Raw genomic sequence first — 18,824 nt, forward strand, 5'->3', positions numbered from 1 at the left:
TCAGGCCGTTCCGCCGGCAGAATGGAGGCGCGCCGCATCGATGCCGATCAGCTCAAGCGCTTTGGTCCACTTTGCATCATGACGGTCGCCATAGACGAGATCAGGAACCGGATCGCTGATGATCCAGGAATTCTCCGCAATCTCATTCTCGAGCTGCCCTGCGCCCCAGCCGGAATAACCGAGCGCCATGATCGATTCACGCGGAGGCTCGTCCGATGCGATCGCCACGAGGACATCGCGCGTCGCGGTCAGGCAGAAGTCGTGACTGATATCCAGCGTGGCGCCCTCGCAGTGGAAATCGCCGGTGTGGACAACGAACCCCCGATCTGTGCCGACCGGCCCGCCGCTCAGCACGGCATCGTCCGGGAGCTTGATATCCTGTTCGATGCCAAGCTGGGACAGAAGCTGAGGGAGCGTCAGATCGTCCATCGGCTTGTTCAGCACGATGCCCATCGCATATTCCGGCTCGTGGGCGCAAATCAGGACAAGGGAACGGGAAAACCTGGAATCTCCGATCCCTGGCATGGCGATGAGAAGTTTACCTGTCAGGTCGCTCAGCATGCACCAGTCACCTTTCGTACGGGAAAGCTGACTCACGGCTTGGGAATTATCAAGGCTTGATTGAAACTCTCCTGACAGTTGCATAAGTACCGAGCAGATTCACAGGAGATTCCAATGACAATCAAGCCAGGCGATAAGCTGCCAGATGCCGTTCTTATGGAGATGACCGGCAATGGTCCGGAACCGCGCAAGACCGATGACATCTTCAAGGGCAAGACAGTTGCCCTTTTCGCCGTGCCGGGGGCCTTTACGCCGACCTGCTCGGCCAAACATCTGCCGGGCTTTATCGACAAGGCGGAGGAGCTTCACGGCAAGGGCGTAGACGATATCGTCTGCACCTCGGTCAACGACGTGTTCGTCATGAATGCGTGGGGCGAGCAGGCCGGTACTGGTAACAAGGTCCGTATGCTGGCTGACGGCAATGGCGCTTTCGCAAAGGCGATGGGGCTGGATATGGACGCTAGCGGCTTCGGCATGGGCGAGCGGTCCAAGCGCTATTCGATGCTGGTAAAAGACGGTGTCGTGGAAGAGCTGAATGTCGAGGATGGCGGCGAGTTCAAGGTTTCTTCCGCCGATTACCTCCTCGGCCAGATTTAGGTCACCCGAAGTCCTGACTCATTCTATAAGCGGCGCATGTCCAAGCGGATGTGCGCCGTTTTTCGTTCGGTTTTTATTGAATAACGATGTGCGCTCTCCGATATAGGTTTGAGGTCAAGGAGGAAACCTGATGGAGCCGTCATTTATCGTTGTCATTGTGATCGCCATTGTGGCGCTCGTCCTTCTTGTTTCTGCCGTTAAAGTTGTCCCGCAGGGATACAATTTCACGGTCGAGAATTTTGGCCGCTATACGACAACGCTTTCACCGGGCCTGCATTTCATCATTCCGTTCTATCAGCGCATTGGCCGCCGGATGAACATGATGGAAAGTGTTCTGGATATCCCAACGCAGGAGGTGATCACCAAGGACAATGCAATGGTGTCCTGCGACGCAGTCGTCTTTATCCAGGTGATCGACCCGGTCTCAGCCGCCTATGAGGTCAATAACCTCCAGAATGCGATCCAGAACCTCTCCCTCACGAACATCCGGACTGTCGTTGGCTCGATGGATCTCGATGAGGTGCTGTCCAACCGCGATGAAATCAATGCCCGGCTCCTGTCTGTTGTCGATGCCGCGACAAACCCCTGGGGGGTAAAGGTGACACGGATCGAGATCGCAGATCTGACGCCGCCTGCAGACATTACGGAAGCCATGGCGCGGCAGATGAAGGCAGAACGCCTGAAACGCGCCGAGATACTCACGGCCGAAGGCGACAAGCAATCGGCCATCCTGAAAGCTGAAGGCCAGAAACAGTCGCAAATCCTTGAAGCGGAAGGCCGCCGCGAGGCAGCTTTTCGGGACGCTGAAGCACGCGAACGCGAAGCCGAAGCTGAAGCCAAGGCCACTGCCATGGTCTCTGAAGCCATTGCCAAGGGCGATGTGAACGCCATCAATTACTTCCTTGGACAGCAATATGTGATGGCGTTTGAGAAGCTCGCGACGTCTCAAAGCAACAAGACGGTCATCATTCCTGCCGAGTTCAGTTCCATTCTGGGCACGATTGAGGGGATACGCGGCCTGACGGAAAGCGCGGGTAAAGCGCGGTCTGATTTGGGCGGGGCTGTGCCCGCAACATCCAGACGGGAGGAAAGGTGATGGACGGTGTCCTGGGTCTTTTATGGCCGCTCGGTGCTTGGCACTGGCTGGTTCTGGCGCTGGTCCTCATAGCTATCGAGATGATGCTCGGTACGTTTGACCTGCTCTGGGTATCAATCGCAGCAGGGGCAACGTCGCTCTTTTCCGTCTTTGCGATTGTCGGCAGCCATAGCTGGCAGGGCCAGCTTCTCTTCTTCGCGGTCGCTGCCGTTGGCCTCGTGATTCTTGGCCGGACGGTGTTCGCCGATATGCGCGCCGCAGCAGGCGATCATCCAACGCTTAACCGTCTGATGGCCCGAACCGTCGGAAAACGGGCCACTGTCATTTCGAGTTTTGCTGCTGGGCGCGGCCGGGTGCGTCTGGGCGACACCGAATGGCCGGCCGAGACCGTCGATGGCAGCAATCCGGAAAGTGGCAGCCATGTCATTGTCGATGGCACAGAAGGAAACGGCCTGAAGGTTAAACCCAGCTAGAGCTAGAAGAGGTCGCCTTGAGGAGGCTCGTCCTTTTTCTCTGAGTTTGCTGCCCGCTGCGGCTTAGCCGGCGTGGGCTTTACCGGTTGTGCCGTGGCTGATTTTCCCGCGACATCGGCTCCGATTTCGCCATCGCCCAACATGATCTGAAGCTTGTCGCCCGGGCTTGCCGCTGCCGCTGAGCGCAAGACCTTGCCCTTATCGTCTCGCACGACGGCAAAGCCGCGCTCCAGGGTCGCCTGATAGGAGAGCGTGCGCAGCAAATTCCCTTGTGCGGTGAGTTGTTGCCTTTGCGTATCGATCAGGCGTTGCAGGGCGGGACGGGCGCGCTTGGTCGTATCTATCAGCCTGCGGCGCGCTTCGCGCGCATCCTTGTTGAGCGGATCGGGGCGCAGGCGACTTCCGCTGCGCGCAAGGTGGATGTGCTTCGACTTGATCGCGCTCGAAAGTCCGCCGCGAAGACCTGCATCGAGGTAGTCGAGGCTCTGGCGCTTCTGTGCGATCAGCGTTTCAAGCCGGGGCAGGCGGGACGCGCGCAGCCGTTCCTTGTCATGGCGGATGACCCTGGTAAGGGCGCGGGTCATGCTTTGAGCCCGGTCTTCGATGGCGACAAGCAGCTCTGAACGAACAGGCACGGCAATTTCGGCCGCCCCGGTAGGGGTGGGCGCGCGTGCGTCGGAGACAAAGTCGATCAACGTCGTATCAGTTTCGTGCCCAACGGCTGAAATGATCGGGATATCGCTTTCAAACGCGGCGCGGACGACGTTTTCCTCATTGAACGGCCAGAGATCCTCAATGGAGCCGCCACCGCGCCCTACAATGAGGACGTCGGGCCGGTCCTCACCGGTCATTGCGTTGAAGCCCCTGATGCCTGCCTCGATCTGGGTAGCTGCCAGATCGCCCTGAACGAGCGCCGGCCAGAGAATGACGCGGACCGGGAAACGCTCCCGTATACGGTGTAGGATATCCCGTATCACCGCGCCGGTCGGGCTTGTGACGACGCCAACCGTCCTGGGGAGGTAAGGCAGGCGTTTCTTGTGGTGCTCGTCGAAAAGACCTTCGGCCGAGAGCTTCTTCTTGCGCTCCTCCAGCAGGGCCATGAGCGCACCAGCCCCTGCCGGGCGCATGAAGTCGGCGATGAGCTGATAGTTGGAGCGGCCCTGATAGATGGACAGCCGGCCTTCGGCGACGACTTCAAGGCCTTCCTCTGGCTTGAAGGGCAGACGCTGCACCGATCCCTTCCACATCACCGTGTTCAGGACCGCCTTGTCGTCCTTGATGTCAGCATACATGTGGCCCGACCTCGCAATGGTGACGCGGCCAAGCTCGCCTCGCACCCTGACATGGTCAAAGGAGGTCTCGATGGTCCGCTTGAGCTCGCCGGCGAGTTCGGAGACCGAGAACTCAGTGATATTGGACGAAGACGCCTCACTCACTGTTCTCAGTCCTCATTGCTGCGGCCGGCCAATCCCTGACGCGCGGCAGCCGGCTGCACGAGCGCTTTCAGCTCTCCGGAAATACGGGTCATCATGAATGTGCCGGAGCTTTCGGCTGGGTCGTCGAAGAACCATACGCCGCTGATAACGCAGCATTCAGGGTCTGTGTCCCCCTGATAACGAAGGAGACGCAGGGACCCGTCCGGGCCGGCGGTTTCAATCTTTGTGAAGCGGACATCAAGGCCGTGCCGCTCACCGATAATTTCGGAGGTGCACTCGCCGTCCGGCTCCGGTGAGGTGATGTCCTCCTCGAGAACGGACCCCGTAATGGTGCCCTCATCCTCTGACAGCCAGGCGGTGAAAGGAACCGCGTCATCGGTCAGGTCATAGGCATAGAAACCTGTCCACAATCCGCTGAGGTCGTGCAGGGGCGTACGGGATGAGTAAGGCTTGGTCATCTGGAGCGAAGCTTGCCTTGCCAAGGCTGCGGACATCAAGGGCCGATGTCCAGTCAGCCCACAATTTATTCGGGCGCAGGGCAGATGCTTCATGCAGGCGACGAAGCCTTGATTGGCGCCGGATTCGCGTCCATCACCCCACTCATGAAAATTCTCATCCTTGGCTCCGGCGGGCGTGAACACGCTCTGGCCTGGAAAATCGCTCAGTCGCCGCTTGTCGACGAAGTCTTCAGCGCGCCGGGAAACCCCGGCATGGACAAGATCGGCCCGTGCTTTGATCTCGACCCGACCGACCTGAAGGCGGTGCAGGAACTCGCGCTGCAGATCACACCTGACCTTATTATTATCGGTCCGGAAGCTCCGCTGGCTGCGGGGGCATCCGATGCGCTGCGCGCGCGGGGCTTCGATGTCTTCGGCCCGAGCCAGCAGGCCGCCCAGCTTGAAAGCTCGAAGGGGTTCGCAAAGGACCTGATGACCAAATACGGTGTGCCCACCGCCGCCTATGGCCGCTTCAGCGATCTCTCCGAGGCGCTCGACTATCTGGAGACGATTGACGGGCCCTATGTGATCAAGGCCGACGGCCTTGCGGCGGGCAAGGGTGTCGTCATCGTAGAGACCCTGGAAGAGGCGGAGAATACGGTCGAGGAATTCATGACCGGCAAGTTCGGGGACGCCTCTTCTGAGATCGTCATCGAGGAATTCATGACAGGCGAGGAAGCCTCGATCTTTGTCATGACCGATGGGGAAGGCGCAATCTACCTTCCGGCCGCGCAGGACCATAAGCGCGTGGGTGATGGGGATGTTGGCCCAAATACCGGCGGCATGGGCGCCTATGCGCCCGCCCCGGTCGTCGATACACGCGTCATGGAGCTGGTGCAGACGCTTATCGTGGAGCCGATGCTCTCGGGCATGGCCGAAGACGGAATGCCCTATCAGGGCGTCCTTTATGTCGGTATCATGGTGACCGAAAGCGGCCCGAAGGTCGTCGAGTTCAATGCCCGGTTTGGCGACCCTGAATGTCAGGCGCTGATGGCCGGCCTTCCCGGCGACATCGTCCCGGCGCTTCTTGTCTGCGCGACAGGTGGGCTGGTCAGCAGCCATGCCTCGCTTTGCGACATGATGGGGCTGTCGGAGTTTCGCCCCAGTGCGGTCGTGGTCATGGCCGCAGAAGGCTATCCCGGACAGGCCACGAAGGGTACTATTATAGATGGGGTCGACAGGGCCGACGCCCTTGATGGCGTCCAGGTCTTCCATGCCGGGACGGATGTAAACGACCAGAACCAGCTCATTGCTGCAGGCGGAAGGGTGCTTGGCGTAACGGCGACGGGCGATGACCTGAAGTCGGCCGTCGGCCGGGCGTATGAAGGCGTCGCGGCGATTGACTGGCCGGGCGGCTTCTGCCGGAAAGACATCGGCCACCGCATCCTAAAATAAGCGTTATAAATGCATGTGGCGGGAAACCGCATGCCCGTTCAGGTTGTTTCTTAGGCATCCAACTCGCCAAGGAGATGACAGAATGTCCAATCCCAATATTGATGCCCTGAACGACGTGACGAAGACACTGATCGATAGCCAGAAAGGCTATGAGAAGGTGGCGGAAGTCGCAGATGACAATCACGCTCTGAGAAACCAGTTCCAGACGCTCGCACATGAGCGCAGCGAGCTTGTGACGGCATTCCAGGCCCGCGTCCGCGACCTTGGTGGTGAGCCTGTGACCGACGGCGGCGCGGCGGGTGCGATGCACCGCGCCTGGGCCGATTTCACCTCCCTTTTTACCAAGGATGAGAAAGCGGCCCTTGAAGCGGTTGATGATGGTGAGGAGTACCTTGCCGAACGCGCTGAGTCGCGGCTGAAGGAAAAGGAGCTCGACACCGAAACGGTCGAATTGCTGAGACGGGCCCATGGCTCCGCACGCCATGGCGAGAAATTCGCCGACGCGAACACGTAATAGGGCTAGCCCAATATCATTGCTTCCTGAAGGGACCGGCCAAGCCGGTCCCTTCTTTTTTGGCTCTGTCGCTCTGTGTGACAGATATTCCCCTGCGAGACGCTTGTCCGCTGCGGGCATTTGGCTAGGTTGCCGCCAGACAAGATGATCAGGGAGCAGAGCCATGTCCGAAGCCGACAATGCGCAGGAAATGTTCAGCGGCACAAAAGAAGTGGTCGAATCTCACAGGTTCGACGAGTCCAGGCTCGCCGCCTGGATGGAGGCGAATGTTGAAGGATATGAAGGCCCTCTGACGGTAAAACAGTTCAAGGGCGGGCAGTCGAACCCGACCTATAAACTGTTCACCCCCAACAAGATCTACGTCATGCGCCGAAAGCCGCCGGGCAAGCTGCTTCCCTCGGCGCATGCCGTCGACCGCGAATTCAAGGTCATCAACGCGCTCTATCCGACAGGTTTTCCGGTGGCGCGGCCATATGGGCTCTGCATGGATGAGGACGTGATCGGCACCATTTTCTACGTCATGGACAATGTCGATGGCCGCATCCTGTGGGACCAGACGCTGCCTGATTATGAACCTGCCCAGCGCCGCGCGATCTATGAAGCCAAGGTCAAGACCTTCGCCGACCTTCATAATACCGACTACAAGAAAGTCGGCCTGCAGGATTTCGGCAAGGAGGGCGACTATTGCGCCCGCCAGATTCATCGGTGGACGAAGCAGTACAAGGCTTCCGAGACCATGCACATTCCTGAGATGGAGCAGCTTATCGACTGGCTGCCAAAGAACCTGCCCGCCAAGGAAGACGTGACCATCGTCCACGGCGACTACCGCCTGGACAATATGGTTCTGCATCCGACCGAGCCGAAGGTGATTGCCGTTCTGGACTGGGAGCTTTCCACGCTCGGCGATCCGCTGGCTGACTTTTCGTATCACCTCATGAACTGGGTCATGCCCAGCAATGACGAATCGCGTGGCTCGATTGCGAAGATCGACGACCTGAAGGCGTGGGGCATCCCGACGCTGGAAGAATATGTCGATCTTTACTGTCAGCATACAGGCCGCGACGGCATGCCGGATCTGAACTATTACTTCGCGTATAATGCGTTCCGTCTGGCTGGCATTCTGCAGGGTATTGTCGGGCGGGTGCGCGATGGAACGGCCTCGAATGCAAATGCCGCCGCAAATGCAGAGCGCGTCGTCCCGCTTGCCAAATTCGCGGCCGAGCGGGCGCGCATGGCCGGCATGGAAGGGTAAGTCTAATGTCAGATGTGATTGAAGGGCCGCTCAGAAAGCCTGCCCAGATGCTGGCCGACCAATCCTATGATGGTCACAGCTCCATCCATGACGATGCAGAGGCCGAGAAGCTGGGTATCAAGGCCGGGCCAATCGAGGGGCCGACGCATTTCAGCCAGTTCACGCCATACCTCGTCGATCTGTTCGGGAAGGCCTGGTTTGAGCGCGGCTGTTTATCGGCGCACTTCCAGAACATGGTGGTTGAGGGCGAAGAGGTCCGTGTCCTTATCGAGCCGAAGTCGGAAACCTACGCCTATTGCCGGGCGGAGAAAGCTGACGGCACGCCCGTCCTCGAGGCGAGCGCCACTCTTGGCCCGGACCATGACGAGACCCTTCTTGCAGAACGCATGGGCAAGCTTCGCCCGGCGGGCGATCTGGTCATCCTTGAAGATATGAAGGTCGGCATGACCGGGCCTGACAATGAGCTCGTTCGCATGGACCCCGACCAGCATATGGGCGAGCTTTACCCCTTTTCGCTTAATCAGAAGCTCGAAAAGATTACCGAACCCAATGACTGGTACCGCGACGCAGACGCCTCGCCTTGGGGCAGGGCGATCGTGCCGACAGAGATGGTTTCGGTGCTGGGTAATTATACGGGCGGGATGGTGAAGTGGCCGGTGAAACGGCCCTCTATCGGTCTGTTCGCTGACCTCGAGATCAAGATGGTGAACGGGCCGCTTCTGGTGGGCGAAACCTACCTGCTCCGGCGCGAGGTGGTTGCACTGTCCCAGAGCCGCCGGGTCGAGAATTATTGGGTGCGTACTTCATTCTTCGATGAGGCGGGGGCTGACCTCAAAGCTGAAATGCTCCTCAATCATGGGGTCATGAAAGCGAGCTATCCAGACTATCCAAAGGATCTGCTTCCCTAGCAAGTCGACGGTTTTATCCGCACTTCGCGGCAGCGTAGTCTGAATCGAATATGTAGGTCTGCGCCCCGATGGGCGTGGTAATATCCTTGTAGATGTTATTTGCCGGGTCATCCCAGGACTGGATGAAGCGCTCCATATGGGTGATGCGCTCGCCCAGATAGGCGTCCAGGTGAGCGGCGTCGATCATGCCCCAGTAATTATCGGGTGCAACGCGGCAGTCGTGGGCGTCTGCGTCCGTCCGCATACGGTCGTTGAGAAGCTCGATATAGTCCTGGTCGACGTGTTGGCCCTTGAGGTGGTCGACCATATGATCCTGTCCGCTTCGATACATCGTGTACGGAAAGTTATAGCCCATCGCTGCCGTCATGAGATCGGCGGTACCCGGCTCTTCACCGTCACGAAGCCAGCCATACCAGTCCGCGAAACTCAGCATGATGATGCCGTGCACCGCGATATGCGCCGTATTATCTATGACAAGCTCGTCAGCGCCGGGCAGGAGGACCATGGCGCAGGCAGACATGCACTGACCGGCAATCACAAGAGGCTCACCGCGTTCATCCAGGATCCGGCTCATGATCCGGGCGGTGGCAACATTTCCGCCGGGACTGGAAATGATGATCTGGTCGGCCGGGCGAAGCTCTGCCAGGGCCAGGAACTGCTCTGGGAAGATAGGCGCATTGTAGCAGATCGTATCAGTCTCACCGATGAAGCCCACGCCCTCCATACCGAGACATGCTTCCACCAGCACATCCAGTTCAGGATCATTCTTGTCGAAGACTGGAGCGTCGGATGTGGTTTGTGCGTTTGCGCCAGAAGCGATCACAAGCGCGGCCATGGGCAACAGCGCAAAACGGGGTAGCTTGATTGCCATGATGATGGGCTTGTTCCTATAAGCAGCGGGCCATGATCGAGGAGAGTAAAAACGAATGGGTTTGGCAACAAGCAGGATGAGCATGATCGGCGCGGTCCTTGCGGCTGGCCTGGCAGGCTGTGACGGCGCCGTAATGGCCACAGAGCCAGACTTGGGGGCGACGAGCAGCTGCGTCGACCTGCCAGAGGGCACCTATCAGTTTGCGGACGGCATGTTCATTCCTGCGTCCGGCATTCCAGAAGACTGGGACGAGCAGGAGGAGCCTGAGACTGCCCCGCCTTCACGCCAATGGTCGGTATCGGTCGAGGAGCGTTTGCAGCAGGACGGTTATGACTGGCTGACTGTCAGGGCACGCGGATCGATTGCCTTTGTTGAGGGTACTTCGCCGGACCAGGACACAAAAGTGGCGGCTCTCGACGCTGCAAGATCAGCGATAGAGGAAGAGCGGCAGGCAAGCGATACCGGCATAATTGTTCTCGACAATATCGATGTCGACGAGGCGCCCGCACCTATGGGGGCGCCTGTCGCCAGCCTTCCGCCTGCACCCTCGCTTGCGGCTTGCGACGCAGCATTCAGCGGTGTGCTGGACGGGCGCACTCTCGAATTCTCCGCCAATAATGAGGCAATCGGGGACGACTCGCTTCCGATTGCGGATGCGCTCACTGGCGTGGCGCTCATCTGCGACCGCTATCGAATTGAAGTGGGCGGCCATACGGACGCACGCGGGGCAGAGTCGTTCAATGAACGCCTCTCCCAGACGCGTGCGAACACGCTCCGCGACTATCTTGTCGAGCGTGGGGTGCGCGCAGACGCGCTTAGTGCTGTCGGTTATGGCGAAAGCCAGCCGATCGACACCTCGCAGACAACAGAGGCCTATGCGCGCAATCGCCGCGTCGAATTCACATTGAGCAACAATGAATCCAGCCGCGGCGACTAGCAATCAGAACTTGTAGCGCACCGGAATGCTCTTCGGGCCACCGACGAAGTTTGCCCGGATGAAGGTCGGATCGCCGGCCAGCTCAATAGATTTGACCCTGGAAAACAGCTCTTCATAGATCGCCTGCATTTCCAGGCGGGCGAGGTGCATTCCGAGACACATATGTCCGCCATGACCGAATGAGATGATCTTGTTCGGGCTACGGTCGACGCGGAATTCGAACGGGTCGTCAAAGACCTCTTCGTCCCGATTGCCGGACGGATAGCAGAGAAGAAGGCTCTCCCCTTTCAGTATCTTGCGGCCCCGTAGTTCATAGTCGTCCTGGGCGGTGCGCATGAAGTGTTTGACCGGTGTCGTCCAGCGGATCGCTTCATCGACGGCCGTGCGGGACATGCCTTTCGGATCGTCCATCATCTTCTTGAGCTGGGCCGGATTGTTGAGCATGCCGAGCACACCGCCGCCGGTCGAGGCGCTGGTCGTGTCATGGCCGGCTGCGGCGACGATGATGTAATAGCTCATCGCTTCGAGCTGGCCGATCGGCTCGCCGTCGACGGTGCCGTTGGCGATCACTGTCGACACGTCGTCTTTCGGGTTCTCCCGCCGGTCCTGCGTGATGTTGGTGAAGTACATGAAGAACTGGGCGAGGGTTTCCTGGATGGAGGACAGGCCCTTGTCCGCATCGCCGCCTCCGGCCAGCTCCTTGTCGCGCATCAGGTCCGGATCCTGCGCGCCGAAGATTTCCTGGGTCAGTTTCAGCATCATCGGCTCATCATCGACGGGCACGCCCAGGATCTGCATGATAATGCGCAACGGATAGTAGAGTGCAATGTCCTGCTGGAAGTCGCACTCTCCGCCCATATCCTCCATACGGTCCACGAATTCCTTCGCAATCGTGCGGATGGCGTCTTCGCGCGTTTTCACCTTGTGCGGCATGAACCAGTCCTGCGTCAGGTGACGCAGCTTGTAGTGCATTGGATCATCGAGCTGGACGAGCGTCTTGAGAAGGTGCGGCCCGCCCGTCTGGGCGTAGACGCGTTCTTCGGCGCTCTCATAGCTCAGCATTTCGCGCTCGCCATTGGTGAACAGCTTGTTCTGGCGGCTGACTTCCATGATGTCGGCGTGTTTGGTAACCGCCCAGAAGGGCCGGAAGGCTTCAGGTTCGCACCAGGCGACCGGGTCTTCGGCGCGAAGCCGCGCGAACGCGGCATCCAGTTGGTCCATGTGCGCATAGACTTCCGGATTGACGATGAGATCGCTTGTTGCGCGAGCGGCCTCGCTCATCTGGCGAGATGGATCTTTCTTGGTCTCCGGCGGCTGGGCAATGGCTGCGTCTGACATAGGAGGCCTCCCGACTTGTGGTTATGATCTGGGAAGCAGCATTATCGGACAATCAACGTCTGTTAAGGCCTTTCTTAGCGTCAGGTCTGCGCTTTTTCGGGTCGGTCTTGCGCCTGGCAGGCTGGCTCGGAAGCATTGACCCCAGCGTTTCCGCCAACGTCTGATAGGGGACTTCTTCCACGGCGCCGGGGGCAAGGTCACCGAGCTCGAACGGCCCGTATTCGGTCCGGATAAGCCGGTTCACCTCCAGGCCGACTGACTCCAGGGCGCGGCGCACCTCGCGTTTCTTTCCTTCTGTCAGTTCCACCTTGATCCAGTTATTGGCGCCCGTTTCCCGTTCCAGCTCAGCGATAATGGGCGCATAGGTAACGCCATCGACCGTTACCCCGTCGCGAAGCGCAGCAATCTTCTCCGGTGTGACCCGCCCGTGTGCACGTGCCCGGTAGCGGCGCCGGAATTCGTTTATCGGCAGCTCCAGCGTGCGGGCGAGCTCTCCATCATTTGTCAGCAGGAGCAGGCCTTCGGTTGTCAGGTCGAGCCGGCCGACTGTCACAGTGCGTGGAAGGTGTTTGGGCAGTTCATCGAAAATGGTGCGTCGGCCCGCGGGGTCCTGCGTCGTGGTGATAAGGCCTGACGGCTTGTGATAACGCCAGAGCCGTGTGGCCTCCGGGGCCTTCACCGGTTTTCCATTGACCTTGATGGTTTCCTTGCCGGTCACCTTGAAGGCTGGCGAGGTGAGCTTTCTGCCATTGACGGTGACTTTGCCCGCCTCGATCAGCGTCTCGCTCTCGCGGCGGGAGGCGACGCCCGCGCGTGCGAGCCATTTCGCGATTCGCTCGCCCTCCGACCAGTCGGGATCGGTATGGGATGAAGATTGGGGTCTGGTCCGTCTGCCGGGCCGGGGCGTCTCTCGACGATCCGTCATGTGCTGTTCCTCTAAGAAGGCATCAGCCTAGGTGAAGAACCGGGGCGGCAATTGCAAGGGCTAGTGCGAACTCCACGGCAATCCAGATAGGGATCATGCCCGGCGCGCGATTGTCCGGACCGTCTGCCAGATAGGACACTGTCCGGCCAAGTCCCGCGCCAAACCATCCAGCGGATATCGGCATGATAGCGAGCAGAACGACCGGGTTATTGACCCGCAAAAGAATGATCAGGGCCGTAATATGCAGCATGAAGAGGAGGCCGCCATAGGTGGCGCGAAACTCTGAAAATCCGCCAGGGCGCTCGGGAGCTGGGTCTGGAACGAGGCGGACCACGCCCTGTGCCCATTTTGGCGCAAACAGCGCGCCGAGACCGATCAAGGCGCAAAAGGTAAGTGCGGCAGCGGAAATGAGGACATAGGCGGACATGAGGTCTCTCCATAATGGCCGGGCCCGGCCTTGTGATACCCTTGAACTAGCTAGACGCCTGCGTCCTTCCAGGCAGATTTCGGCCAGCGTCTATGCTGCCAGAACCATTGCTCCGGATGCGCGCGGATCTGGTCTTCAATGAAGCGGGTGATCTGCTCGACGCAATCTCGAACGGCATCCTCGCCGCTGAGGCCCTCGCGCGGGCGGATCGGATCGTGGATCGTGGTCCGAAAACGCGCGGGGCCGGTTCGGACAGTTGAGACCGGAATGATCGGAACATTGTATTTCAGCGCCAGCCGTGCAGGGCCGGGTGCGGTCATTGCCTCATGCCCGAAAAAAGGAACGGCGAGGCCCTTGTTGAACTTCTGATCGTTCATGAGCGCGACTGACCGACCCGCAGAGAGTGCGCGCATGAGCTCTCGCGTGCCAAGGCCCTTTGGTGTCAGCACGCCGATCCCATAGTCGTGGCGAACCTTGTTGATGCGCCGGTCGATATGCGGATTGTTGAGGGCGCGGTAGGTGACGAGGCAATCGACAGGCCGCCGGCAGATGACCGCGGCCATGATCTCCCAATTTGCAAGATGGCCCGAGACGAAGACCGCACCTTTTTGGCTCTTCTCCACGGCGTCGAGACGTTCCGGATGGACGACTTCAACGCGGTCTCCCTGATAGGGATGTATCTTCGGAAGGTGGGGCAGTTCGCCAGCTGTGCGCCCGACACTCTCCCAGCTTTCTTTTGCAACGCGGTCAACCGTCTCCTCATCCCAGTCAGGGAAGGCCATGCGCAGGTTTCGCTTCACCGTCTTGTTCTGGCTAAAAAGCGGCGCGAGGCTTTTGACAAGCCAGCCGGCAAAGTTCGAGGCCGTCTCTGGCCCAAGCGCCTTCATCGGCCACCAGTAGAGCACGTCCCACGCAACGGCTTCCAGCCGCCAGGCTAGGCGCTGGCGCCAGGTCGACCGGTCATCGATGTCCCGCGGTCTCACATACTGGGTCGGTTCACTGCTACTCATGAGGCTAGGTGTTCCGTAACGGAGGAGAGCAAGCTGTCCAGCTCTGCTTCATTGGCGAAATGCGCCCCAACTGGAAGCGTGACGATGCCTTCGCGCTGTTCGGGGGAGAGGCGCACGAAATCCTTCTCGGTAGTGATGAGCTGCGCTTGGTGATCGGCTGCCAGCGTGTGCAGGTAGCGTATATCGCGGGCGCTATATCTATGGTGATCGGCAAATGGCACAGCGTCCACTGGCGGTGTCCCGCAGGTGTTCAACGTATCGAAGAATTTTTCCGGCCGTCCGATACCGGCAAAGGCAAGATATGTCTTCGGCGGCGGAGACGAGAGGGGCTGGATGGCCGCGCGAAGAATCGGCCCGCCAAAATCAGCCAGCGCAAGCGGCGGCTCCCCGTCTCCCATCAGAATAATCGCATCGGCGCGAGAGAGCCCAGCCTCGACAGGTTCTCGCAAGGGACCTTTCGGGATCACATATCCATTGCCGAAACCAGCCTGGGCATCGACGACCAGGATTGAAAGCGTCTTGTCGAGGGAGGGGTTCTGAAAGCCGTCATCCATGATGATGAGGTCAACACCGTCCGCCTCCATGGCGAGGCCCGCTTCTGCGCGGTCAGCGCCAATCCATGCTTCACCGCTCTGTGACAGCATAAGCGCTTCATCACCGACTTCGGCGGCCGAGTGTTTTGCCGGATCGACTTTCAACGGCCCTTTCAGCGACCCGCCATAGCCCCGGGAGAGCGAGGCGAAGCGGCGGCCGGGTTGGCCGTTTGAAAGCCTGGATCGAATGGCGGCAACGACGGGGCTCTTGCCGCTGCCGCCCGCGGTGAGGTTGCCGATACAGATGACCGGAATGGAAAGCTTGAGTGGTTCCGCTTTCGCGATCCGTCGTGCTGTGGCCATCGCATAGAGGGCTGACAAAGGCGTCAGCACCAGCCGTGTGACGGGCGCCCCCTCACGCGAACTGGGATCGACGTCCCGGTCCCAGAAGCGCGGGGCACGCATCATGCCGTGGGCTCCAGAAGTGAGGTCAGCGCAGAGAGTGTCTGTGCCATCGGCGCATGGGCCTGCGCCTCAAGATTGGCACGCAGCGCCTGAGAGGGGTCTGGCAGCGGGAAACTGGATCTCAGTTCTTCCTGCGTCCTTACGATCCGGAAAGCAGGATCGCCGCGAAGCTCTTCCACCAGATCCTCGAAGTTAAAGACATCGGGGCCGCTGAAGACAGGCTTGCCAAGCCTCAATATTTCCACCGGGTTATGACCACCGACCCCCTCCGCGTGCCCCCCGCCGAGATAGACGCTGTCGGCCACGCTAGCAAACAGGCTGACTTCGCCGAGCGTGTCGCAGAGAAGGACCTCGTCACTAACCGAAGGCACCTCGCCGCGCGACCGCACCGAGTAGCTGAGCGAGCGCTGATCCAGGATCTCGATGATCTCGCTTCGACGTTCCGGATGGCGTGGGATGAGGATCAGGCAGGGGCGCGGCTCGATTCCTTCAATCGCATCGAGGACCCACGCTTCTTCACCTTCATGGGTGGAGACGGCAACCAGGCAGGCGCGGCCGCCGGTAAAGGCTGAGCGCACAGCCTGGACGTCTTCAGGCGAGGGCGGGCTGACGGAAAGGGAGAGTTTGAGGTTTCCGGCCGAGACCACGGGCCGCTGTGCAAGATCGGAGAGGCCGGCAGCTGTCTGACTGTCCGCTGCGAGCAGGATATCGAATTTGGAGAACACTTCGGCTGCGAAGCTGCGCCATCTGCGCCAGCCATTGATGCTGCGGGACGTCATCCGCGCATTGATCAGAGCTGTCGGAATGCTCCGGCTGTGGGCCTCAGACACGAGGTTTGGCCAGACATCGCCTTCGGCAAAAACGCAAAGCCTTGGCTGCCAGTTGTCGATAAAACGGGCAGCGACAGCGGGTGTGTCTATGGGGGCCAGCTGGTAGCGGCTTCGCGTGGTCAGCTCAGGCGTGTTTTCGATGGCCCGGCTGATCAGCTCGCCTGCCGTACGTGTCTGGCTGGTGAAAAGGAAGTGGAGTTCCGGGCGCTCCTGGCTGAGCTGGCGCGCTACTTCGATCAGAAGGCGCGTTTCGCCAATGCTTGCCCCATGCATCCAGACCAGGCGAGAGGGCGTCAGATCGACCTTGCTTCGCGCGAACCGCTCGGGCAGGCGGTCACCGTCTTCCTTGCCGGTCCGGGCCCTGTGGCGCAGCCATATCCCCAGAAAGGGTTCAGCGGCCCGTGTGGCAGTCCTGTAGAGGGTTTGGCCCATACTCATGTGACGAAAGATAATCTGCTCTCTGGCAATCGCTAGAGCGATTGACTGTCACCGCTTCGCGAGGATGGCCGCAGCACGCGCATAAGCAGCGCTCATGGCCTCTTCGGTGTCGCTTATCCGCTGCTCCTTGGATGCGCTCTCATCGCTGCTCACGGGGGCGCCGATCACCATTGCGCCTCTGGAGAAGGGCAGGGGGATCATGAATCTGTCCCAGGTGTCCAGCCGGAAGACGGGTTTGCAGTCGAGGGCGTAGGGGATGATCCGCGCGCCGGTGCGGGCCGCCATGATGAGGGTGCCCGGTTGAACGGTTTCGGCGGGGCCTCTGGGGCCATCGGGCGTGATGCAGACGACGCTGCCCGCACGCAGTCTCCGGCTTACCTCTGCAATTGCCGCGGTGCCCCCCTTGTCCTTGCGTTTGCGCTTGTGGGCGGATGAGCCCCGAACGGCGTCCAGACCAAGATGTTCTATGGCCTTTGCCACCGGCTCCCCGTCGCGAGAGAGCGAAATCAGCATGGAAGTGGGATATGTCTTGCCGGGAAGCTTGCGTGCAATCCGGCTCCAGATCGTCGGCAGCAAGAGCACACGCGAATGCCAGGCGGCGACAATCAGGCCTTCGTCATCGGCCCAGGCTTCTCTGAAGCCTTCCTCGCCTTCGACAGTCCAGCGAATGGTGCGGGCGCAGAGGACCATATAGGCCCAGATCAGATAGCCGAGAAATGAAGAGCCGATAGCGGACCGCAGGACCGATTTCATCGAAATTGCGCCCCTTGTTTTCCGGTGGTGGGCGATACTGGGATCGAACCAGTGACCCCTGCCGTGTGAAGGCAGTGCTCTACCGCTGAGCTAATCGCCCGGAAAGCCAGAGCGCGGTCTTATATTGGCCGCCTCGAAGGGTCAACGCGTGAACACATCAAGGGGTGTACAAGCTCTTTCCCCACATCGATAGCGCAGTGCAGGCATGCATATATGCGGACCAATAGATTGAAATTTATCCAGGTGCGACACTTTATGGCAGGCCAGTTTTCGCCATTGACGTTTGGCCAAATCGCCGGTGACAGGCAGAATTTGCCCTCTAAAGAGCGCAATAGTTGTATTTGAAACGGTATGCGCACATCCAGTTTACCTAGGGGTGAGAAATATGAACAGATGTTCAAACTGAACAGTTGTTCATATTCAAACCTAAATCGAATTTCATATTCGATGAGGGTTGTGAATCGGCGCTGAAGTTGTCATTTAAGCGTCACGAGCGGGGTATGACACACAGATGTCCTCCGTTGGAATAAAACGAGCAAACAGAAGGACAGACTGGCTGGAGGTCACCCTCTCAGCCTTCAAAGATAGTCTGGAGAGATTGAAATGAAAGATTGGTGCAACAATGAAGGTGCAAAGCGCCTTCGCGAGAAGATTCGTGAGTACTGGGCAGAGCGCGGCTATGAAGTCGACGTCGACCTGGTCGATGCTGGCTTCGTGCCGGCCATGCGCAGTGCCCGCACGGATCTTCGCAGCAATATGGTGAACGGCATGCCGCGTCGCCGTATCGCGAAGACCCAGGAAGAAGTTCGCACGACCTATCGTCCGAACGAAGCTGTCGTCGAAGCGGCCTAGGCTGTCACGATAGACAGGACGGCTTGTTCAAGCTGCCCATAGGATGAAATGCGATAGATGCTTTCATCCCGAGGGTCTGGCTGAGGGCCGTATCCAAACGTCACGAATACGAAAGGCAGTCCGGCGTTCCGGGCTGCCTTTTCGTCTGTCTGGCTGTCGCCCACCATGATCGCTCTGTGTGGATCGCCGCCTGCTCGCTTCACAGCCTGAACGATATGGTCGCCAGACGGCTTCTTGTGCGGAACCGCGTCGGCGCCGCAGATCGAGCCGAAGCGGTCGGTCAGCTGAAGTGCGGCAATCAGGGTTTCAGCCAGTGCCTGCGTCTTGTTCGTACATACCGCAAGGCGACCACCGGCCTGTTCAAGTGCGTCGAGCGTCTCGTTCATGCCGCTGAAAGGTGTGCTCTGCTCACAGATATTCGCTTCATAGTAAGTCAGAAATGACCGCCACAGCGCGTCAATCTGATCTGCCTCCAGCTCTACGTTCTGAAAGGCGAGCCCTTTTTCGATCATCGCCTTCGCACCTTGACCGATCATGTGCCGGACGCTGTCGAAGGGGACTTCGCCATGTCCTGCCTCGCGCAGACAATGGTTCAGGGCCAGATGCAGATCGGGCGCTGTGTCAACAAGTGTTCCGTCCAGATCGAAGACGATTGTCCAGCCGGATAGGGTGTTAGAAGTCATAAGAGCTTAGGCTAACCTCTCGCATCGAGTCGT

Annotated in this window: 21 protein-coding genes and 1 tRNA gene; 9 read left to right on the top strand and 13 right to left on the bottom strand. The window is 59.5% G+C overall.

Annotated features, from left to right (window positions below; translation table 11 throughout):
* The gene (locus ABNU55_RS06820; RefSeq protein WP_290748464.1) at positions 1-561 is read right to left on the bottom strand and encodes a YqgE/AlgH family protein; all 561 of its coding nucleotides are present in this window, start codon (positions 559-561) and stop codon (positions 1-3) included.
* A gap of 114 nt (positions 562-675) precedes the next feature.
* Here ABNU55_RS06820 and ABNU55_RS06825 point away from each other — a divergent pair, with 114 nt between their 5' ends.
* The 3 genes from ABNU55_RS06825 to ABNU55_RS06835 all read left to right on the top strand — a co-directional run bounded on the left by ABNU55_RS06825 (position 676) and on the right by ABNU55_RS06835 (position 2,727).
* On the top strand, positions 676-1,158 hold the full coding sequence (locus tag ABNU55_RS06825; RefSeq protein ID WP_290748467.1) for a peroxiredoxin: 483 nt from the start codon (positions 676-678) through the stop codon (positions 1,156-1,158).
* 130 nt (positions 1,159-1,288) lie between these two features.
* Positions 1,289-2,254 carry an SPFH domain-containing protein gene (locus ABNU55_RS06830; RefSeq protein WP_290748469.1) on the top strand — a complete coding sequence of 322 codons (966 nt, stop codon included), beginning with the start codon at positions 1,289-1,291 and terminating at the stop codon, positions 2,252-2,254.
* On the top strand, positions 2,254-2,727 hold the full coding sequence (locus ABNU55_RS06835) for an NfeD family protein (protein WP_290748471.1): 474 nt from the start codon (positions 2,254-2,256) through the stop codon (positions 2,725-2,727). The genes ABNU55_RS06830 and ABNU55_RS06835 overlap by 1 nt, the downstream gene beginning before the upstream one ends.
* 2 nt (positions 2,728-2,729) lie before the next feature.
* Here ABNU55_RS06835 and xseA read toward each other — a convergent pair whose 3' ends face one another.
* Both xseA and ABNU55_RS06845 read right to left on the bottom strand, forming a co-directional pair.
* Positions 2,730-4,163, bottom strand: a complete 1,434-nt coding sequence (xseA, locus tag ABNU55_RS06840) for an exodeoxyribonuclease VII large subunit (protein ID WP_290748474.1) — start codon at positions 4,161-4,163, stop codon at positions 2,730-2,732.
* Between the two features lie 5 nt (positions 4,164-4,168).
* Positions 4,169-4,621, bottom strand: coding sequence for a hypothetical protein (locus ABNU55_RS06845; RefSeq protein WP_290748477.1), 453 nt, complete (start codon positions 4,619-4,621; stop codon positions 4,169-4,171).
* Positions 4,622-4,765: 144 nt separating this feature from the next.
* Here ABNU55_RS06845 and purD point away from each other — a divergent pair, with 144 nt between their 5' ends.
* From purD to ABNU55_RS06865, 4 genes are all read left to right on the top strand, one after another.
* On the top strand, positions 4,766-6,055 hold the full coding sequence (gene purD, locus ABNU55_RS06850; protein ID WP_290748484.1) for a phosphoribosylamine--glycine ligase: 1,290 nt from the start codon (positions 4,766-4,768) through the stop codon (positions 6,053-6,055).
* Between the two features lie 82 nt (positions 6,056-6,137).
* Positions 6,138-6,569: a PA2169 family four-helix-bundle protein gene (locus ABNU55_RS06855; protein ID WP_290748488.1), complete on the top strand. Its 432-nt coding sequence runs from the start codon at positions 6,138-6,140 to the stop codon at positions 6,567-6,569.
* Positions 6,570-6,732: 163 nt separating this feature from the next.
* A complete protein-coding gene (locus tag ABNU55_RS06860; protein ID WP_290748491.1) occupies positions 6,733-7,821 on the top strand; it encodes a phosphotransferase family protein in 1,089 nt (362 codons plus the stop codon).
* A gap of 5 nt (positions 7,822-7,826) precedes the next feature.
* Positions 7,827-8,729 carry a hypothetical protein gene (locus ABNU55_RS06865; protein ID WP_290748495.1) on the top strand — a complete coding sequence of 301 codons (903 nt, stop codon included), beginning with the start codon at positions 7,827-7,829 and terminating at the stop codon, positions 8,727-8,729.
* A 13-nt stretch (positions 8,730-8,742) separates the two neighbouring features.
* Here ABNU55_RS06865 and ABNU55_RS06870 read toward each other — a convergent pair whose 3' ends face one another.
* Positions 8,743-9,600, bottom strand: a complete 858-nt coding sequence (locus tag ABNU55_RS06870) for a hypothetical protein (protein WP_290748498.1) — start codon at positions 9,598-9,600, stop codon at positions 8,743-8,745.
* A 55-nt stretch (positions 9,601-9,655) separates the two neighbouring features.
* Here ABNU55_RS06870 and ABNU55_RS06875 point away from each other — a divergent pair, with 55 nt between their 5' ends.
* Positions 9,656-10,537, top strand: a complete 882-nt coding sequence (locus ABNU55_RS06875; protein WP_348764276.1) for an OmpA family protein — start codon at positions 9,656-9,658, stop codon at positions 10,535-10,537.
* Between the two features lie 3 nt (positions 10,538-10,540).
* Here the strand turns inward: ABNU55_RS06875 and ABNU55_RS06880 are convergent, their stop codons facing one another.
* From ABNU55_RS06880 to ABNU55_RS06915, 8 genes are all read right to left on the bottom strand, one after another.
* Entirely contained in the window at positions 10,541-11,875 is a 1,335-nt protein-coding gene (locus ABNU55_RS06880) for a cytochrome P450 (protein WP_290748503.1), read from the bottom strand.
* A gap of 52 nt (positions 11,876-11,927) precedes the next feature.
* Complete coding sequence (locus ABNU55_RS06885; protein ID WP_290748505.1) at positions 11,928-12,800, bottom strand: pseudouridine synthase; 873 nt, start codon at positions 12,798-12,800, stop codon at positions 11,928-11,930.
* Between the two features lie 22 nt (positions 12,801-12,822).
* Entirely contained in the window at positions 12,823-13,227 is a 405-nt protein-coding gene (locus tag ABNU55_RS06890) for a DUF4345 family protein (RefSeq protein ID WP_290748507.1), read from the bottom strand.
* Positions 13,228-13,277: 50 nt separating this feature from the next.
* Entirely contained in the window at positions 13,278-14,237 is a 960-nt protein-coding gene (locus ABNU55_RS06895) for a lysophospholipid acyltransferase family protein (protein WP_290748510.1), read from the bottom strand.
* On the bottom strand, positions 14,234-15,238 hold the full coding sequence (gene lpxK / locus ABNU55_RS06900) for a tetraacyldisaccharide 4'-kinase (protein ID WP_290748513.1): 1,005 nt from the start codon (positions 15,236-15,238) through the stop codon (positions 14,234-14,236). Before lpxK ends, ABNU55_RS06895 begins: the two co-directional genes overlap by 4 nt.
* Complete coding sequence (locus ABNU55_RS06905) at positions 15,235-16,503, bottom strand: glycosyltransferase N-terminal domain-containing protein (RefSeq protein WP_290748516.1); 1,269 nt, start codon at positions 16,501-16,503, stop codon at positions 15,235-15,237. The genes lpxK and ABNU55_RS06905 overlap by 4 nt, the downstream gene beginning before the upstream one ends.
* 48 nt (positions 16,504-16,551) lie before the next feature.
* Entirely contained in the window at positions 16,552-17,256 is a 705-nt protein-coding gene (locus ABNU55_RS06910) for a lysophospholipid acyltransferase family protein (RefSeq protein WP_290748518.1), read from the bottom strand.
* A 25-nt stretch (positions 17,257-17,281) separates the two neighbouring features.
* Positions 17,282-17,356 (bottom strand) — tRNA-Val (locus ABNU55_RS06915).
* A 503-nt stretch (positions 17,357-17,859) separates the two neighbouring features.
* Here ABNU55_RS06915 and ABNU55_RS06920 point away from each other — a divergent pair.
* The gene (locus ABNU55_RS06920) at positions 17,860-18,108 is read left to right on the top strand and encodes a hypothetical protein (protein ID WP_290748520.1); all 249 of its coding nucleotides are present in this window, start codon (positions 17,860-17,862) and stop codon (positions 18,106-18,108) included.
* Here the strand turns inward: ABNU55_RS06920 and ABNU55_RS06925 are convergent.
* On the bottom strand, positions 18,105-18,791 hold the full coding sequence (locus tag ABNU55_RS06925) for an HAD-IA family hydrolase (RefSeq protein ID WP_290748522.1): 687 nt from the start codon (positions 18,789-18,791) through the stop codon (positions 18,105-18,107). The genes ABNU55_RS06920 and ABNU55_RS06925 overlap by 4 nt on opposite strands.
* Positions 18,792-18,824 lie beyond the last annotated feature (33 nt).

The sequence above is a fragment of the uncultured Henriciella sp. genome (genome assembly GCF_964005855.1).
Classification (GTDB): Bacteria; Pseudomonadota; Alphaproteobacteria; order Caulobacterales; family Hyphomonadaceae; genus Henriciella.

What these genes read in the sequence shown, in the direction of transcription:
- ABNU55_RS06830 (WP_290748469.1), top strand. Translation starts at nt 1,289, where the DNA reads ATGGAGCCGTCATTTATCGTTGTCATTGTGATCGCCATTGTGGCGCTC.
- purD (WP_290748484.1), top strand. Translation starts at nt 4,766, where the DNA reads ATGAAAATTCTCATCCTTGGCTCCGGCGGGCGTGAACACGCTCTGGCC.
- ABNU55_RS06845 (WP_290748477.1), bottom strand. Translation starts at nt 4,621, where the DNA reads ATGACCAAGCCTTACTCATCCCGTACGCCCCTGCACGACCTCAGCGGA.
- ABNU55_RS06820 (WP_290748464.1), bottom strand. Translation starts at nt 561, where the DNA reads ATGCTGAGCGACCTGACAGGTAAACTTCTCATCGCCATGCCAGGGATC.
- lpxK (WP_290748513.1), bottom strand. Translation starts at nt 15,238, where the DNA reads ATGATGCGTGCCCCGCGCTTCTGGGACCGGGACGTCGATCCCAGTTCG.
- ABNU55_RS06865 (WP_290748495.1), top strand. Translation starts at nt 7,827, where the DNA reads ATGTCAGATGTGATTGAAGGGCCGCTCAGAAAGCCTGCCCAGATGCTG.
- ABNU55_RS06880 (WP_290748503.1), bottom strand. Translation starts at nt 11,875, where the DNA reads ATGTCAGACGCAGCCATTGCCCAGCCGCCGGAGACCAAGAAAGATCCA.
- ABNU55_RS06860 (WP_290748491.1), top strand. Translation starts at nt 6,733, where the DNA reads ATGTCCGAAGCCGACAATGCGCAGGAAATGTTCAGCGGCACAAAAGAA.
- ABNU55_RS06835 (WP_290748471.1), top strand. Translation starts at nt 2,254, where the DNA reads ATGGACGGTGTCCTGGGTCTTTTATGGCCGCTCGGTGCTTGGCACTGG.
- ABNU55_RS06925 (WP_290748522.1), bottom strand. Translation starts at nt 18,791, where the DNA reads ATGACTTCTAACACCCTATCCGGCTGGACAATCGTCTTCGATCTGGAC.
- ABNU55_RS06905 (WP_290748516.1), bottom strand. Translation starts at nt 16,503, where the DNA reads ATGAGTATGGGCCAAACCCTCTACAGGACTGCCACACGGGCCGCTGAA.
- ABNU55_RS06910 (WP_290748518.1), bottom strand. Translation starts at nt 17,256, where the DNA reads ATGAAATCGGTCCTGCGGTCCGCTATCGGCTCTTCATTTCTCGGCTAT.
- ABNU55_RS06890 (WP_290748507.1), bottom strand. Translation starts at nt 13,227, where the DNA reads ATGTCCGCCTATGTCCTCATTTCCGCTGCCGCACTTACCTTTTGCGCC.
- ABNU55_RS06825 (WP_290748467.1), top strand. Translation starts at nt 676, where the DNA reads ATGACAATCAAGCCAGGCGATAAGCTGCCAGATGCCGTTCTTATGGAG.
- ABNU55_RS06870 (WP_290748498.1), bottom strand. Translation starts at nt 9,600, where the DNA reads ATGGCAATCAAGCTACCCCGTTTTGCGCTGTTGCCCATGGCCGCGCTT.
- ABNU55_RS06895 (WP_290748510.1), bottom strand. Translation starts at nt 14,237, where the DNA reads ATGAGTAGCAGTGAACCGACCCAGTATGTGAGACCGCGGGACATCGAT.
- ABNU55_RS06920 (WP_290748520.1), top strand. Translation starts at nt 17,860, where the DNA reads ATGAAAGATTGGTGCAACAATGAAGGTGCAAAGCGCCTTCGCGAGAAG.
- ABNU55_RS06855 (WP_290748488.1), top strand. Translation starts at nt 6,138, where the DNA reads ATGTCCAATCCCAATATTGATGCCCTGAACGACGTGACGAAGACACTG.
- ABNU55_RS06875 (WP_348764276.1), top strand. Translation starts at nt 9,656, where the DNA reads ATGGGTTTGGCAACAAGCAGGATGAGCATGATCGGCGCGGTCCTTGCG.
- ABNU55_RS06885 (WP_290748505.1), bottom strand. Translation starts at nt 12,800, where the DNA reads ATGACGGATCGTCGAGAGACGCCCCGGCCCGGCAGACGGACCAGACCC.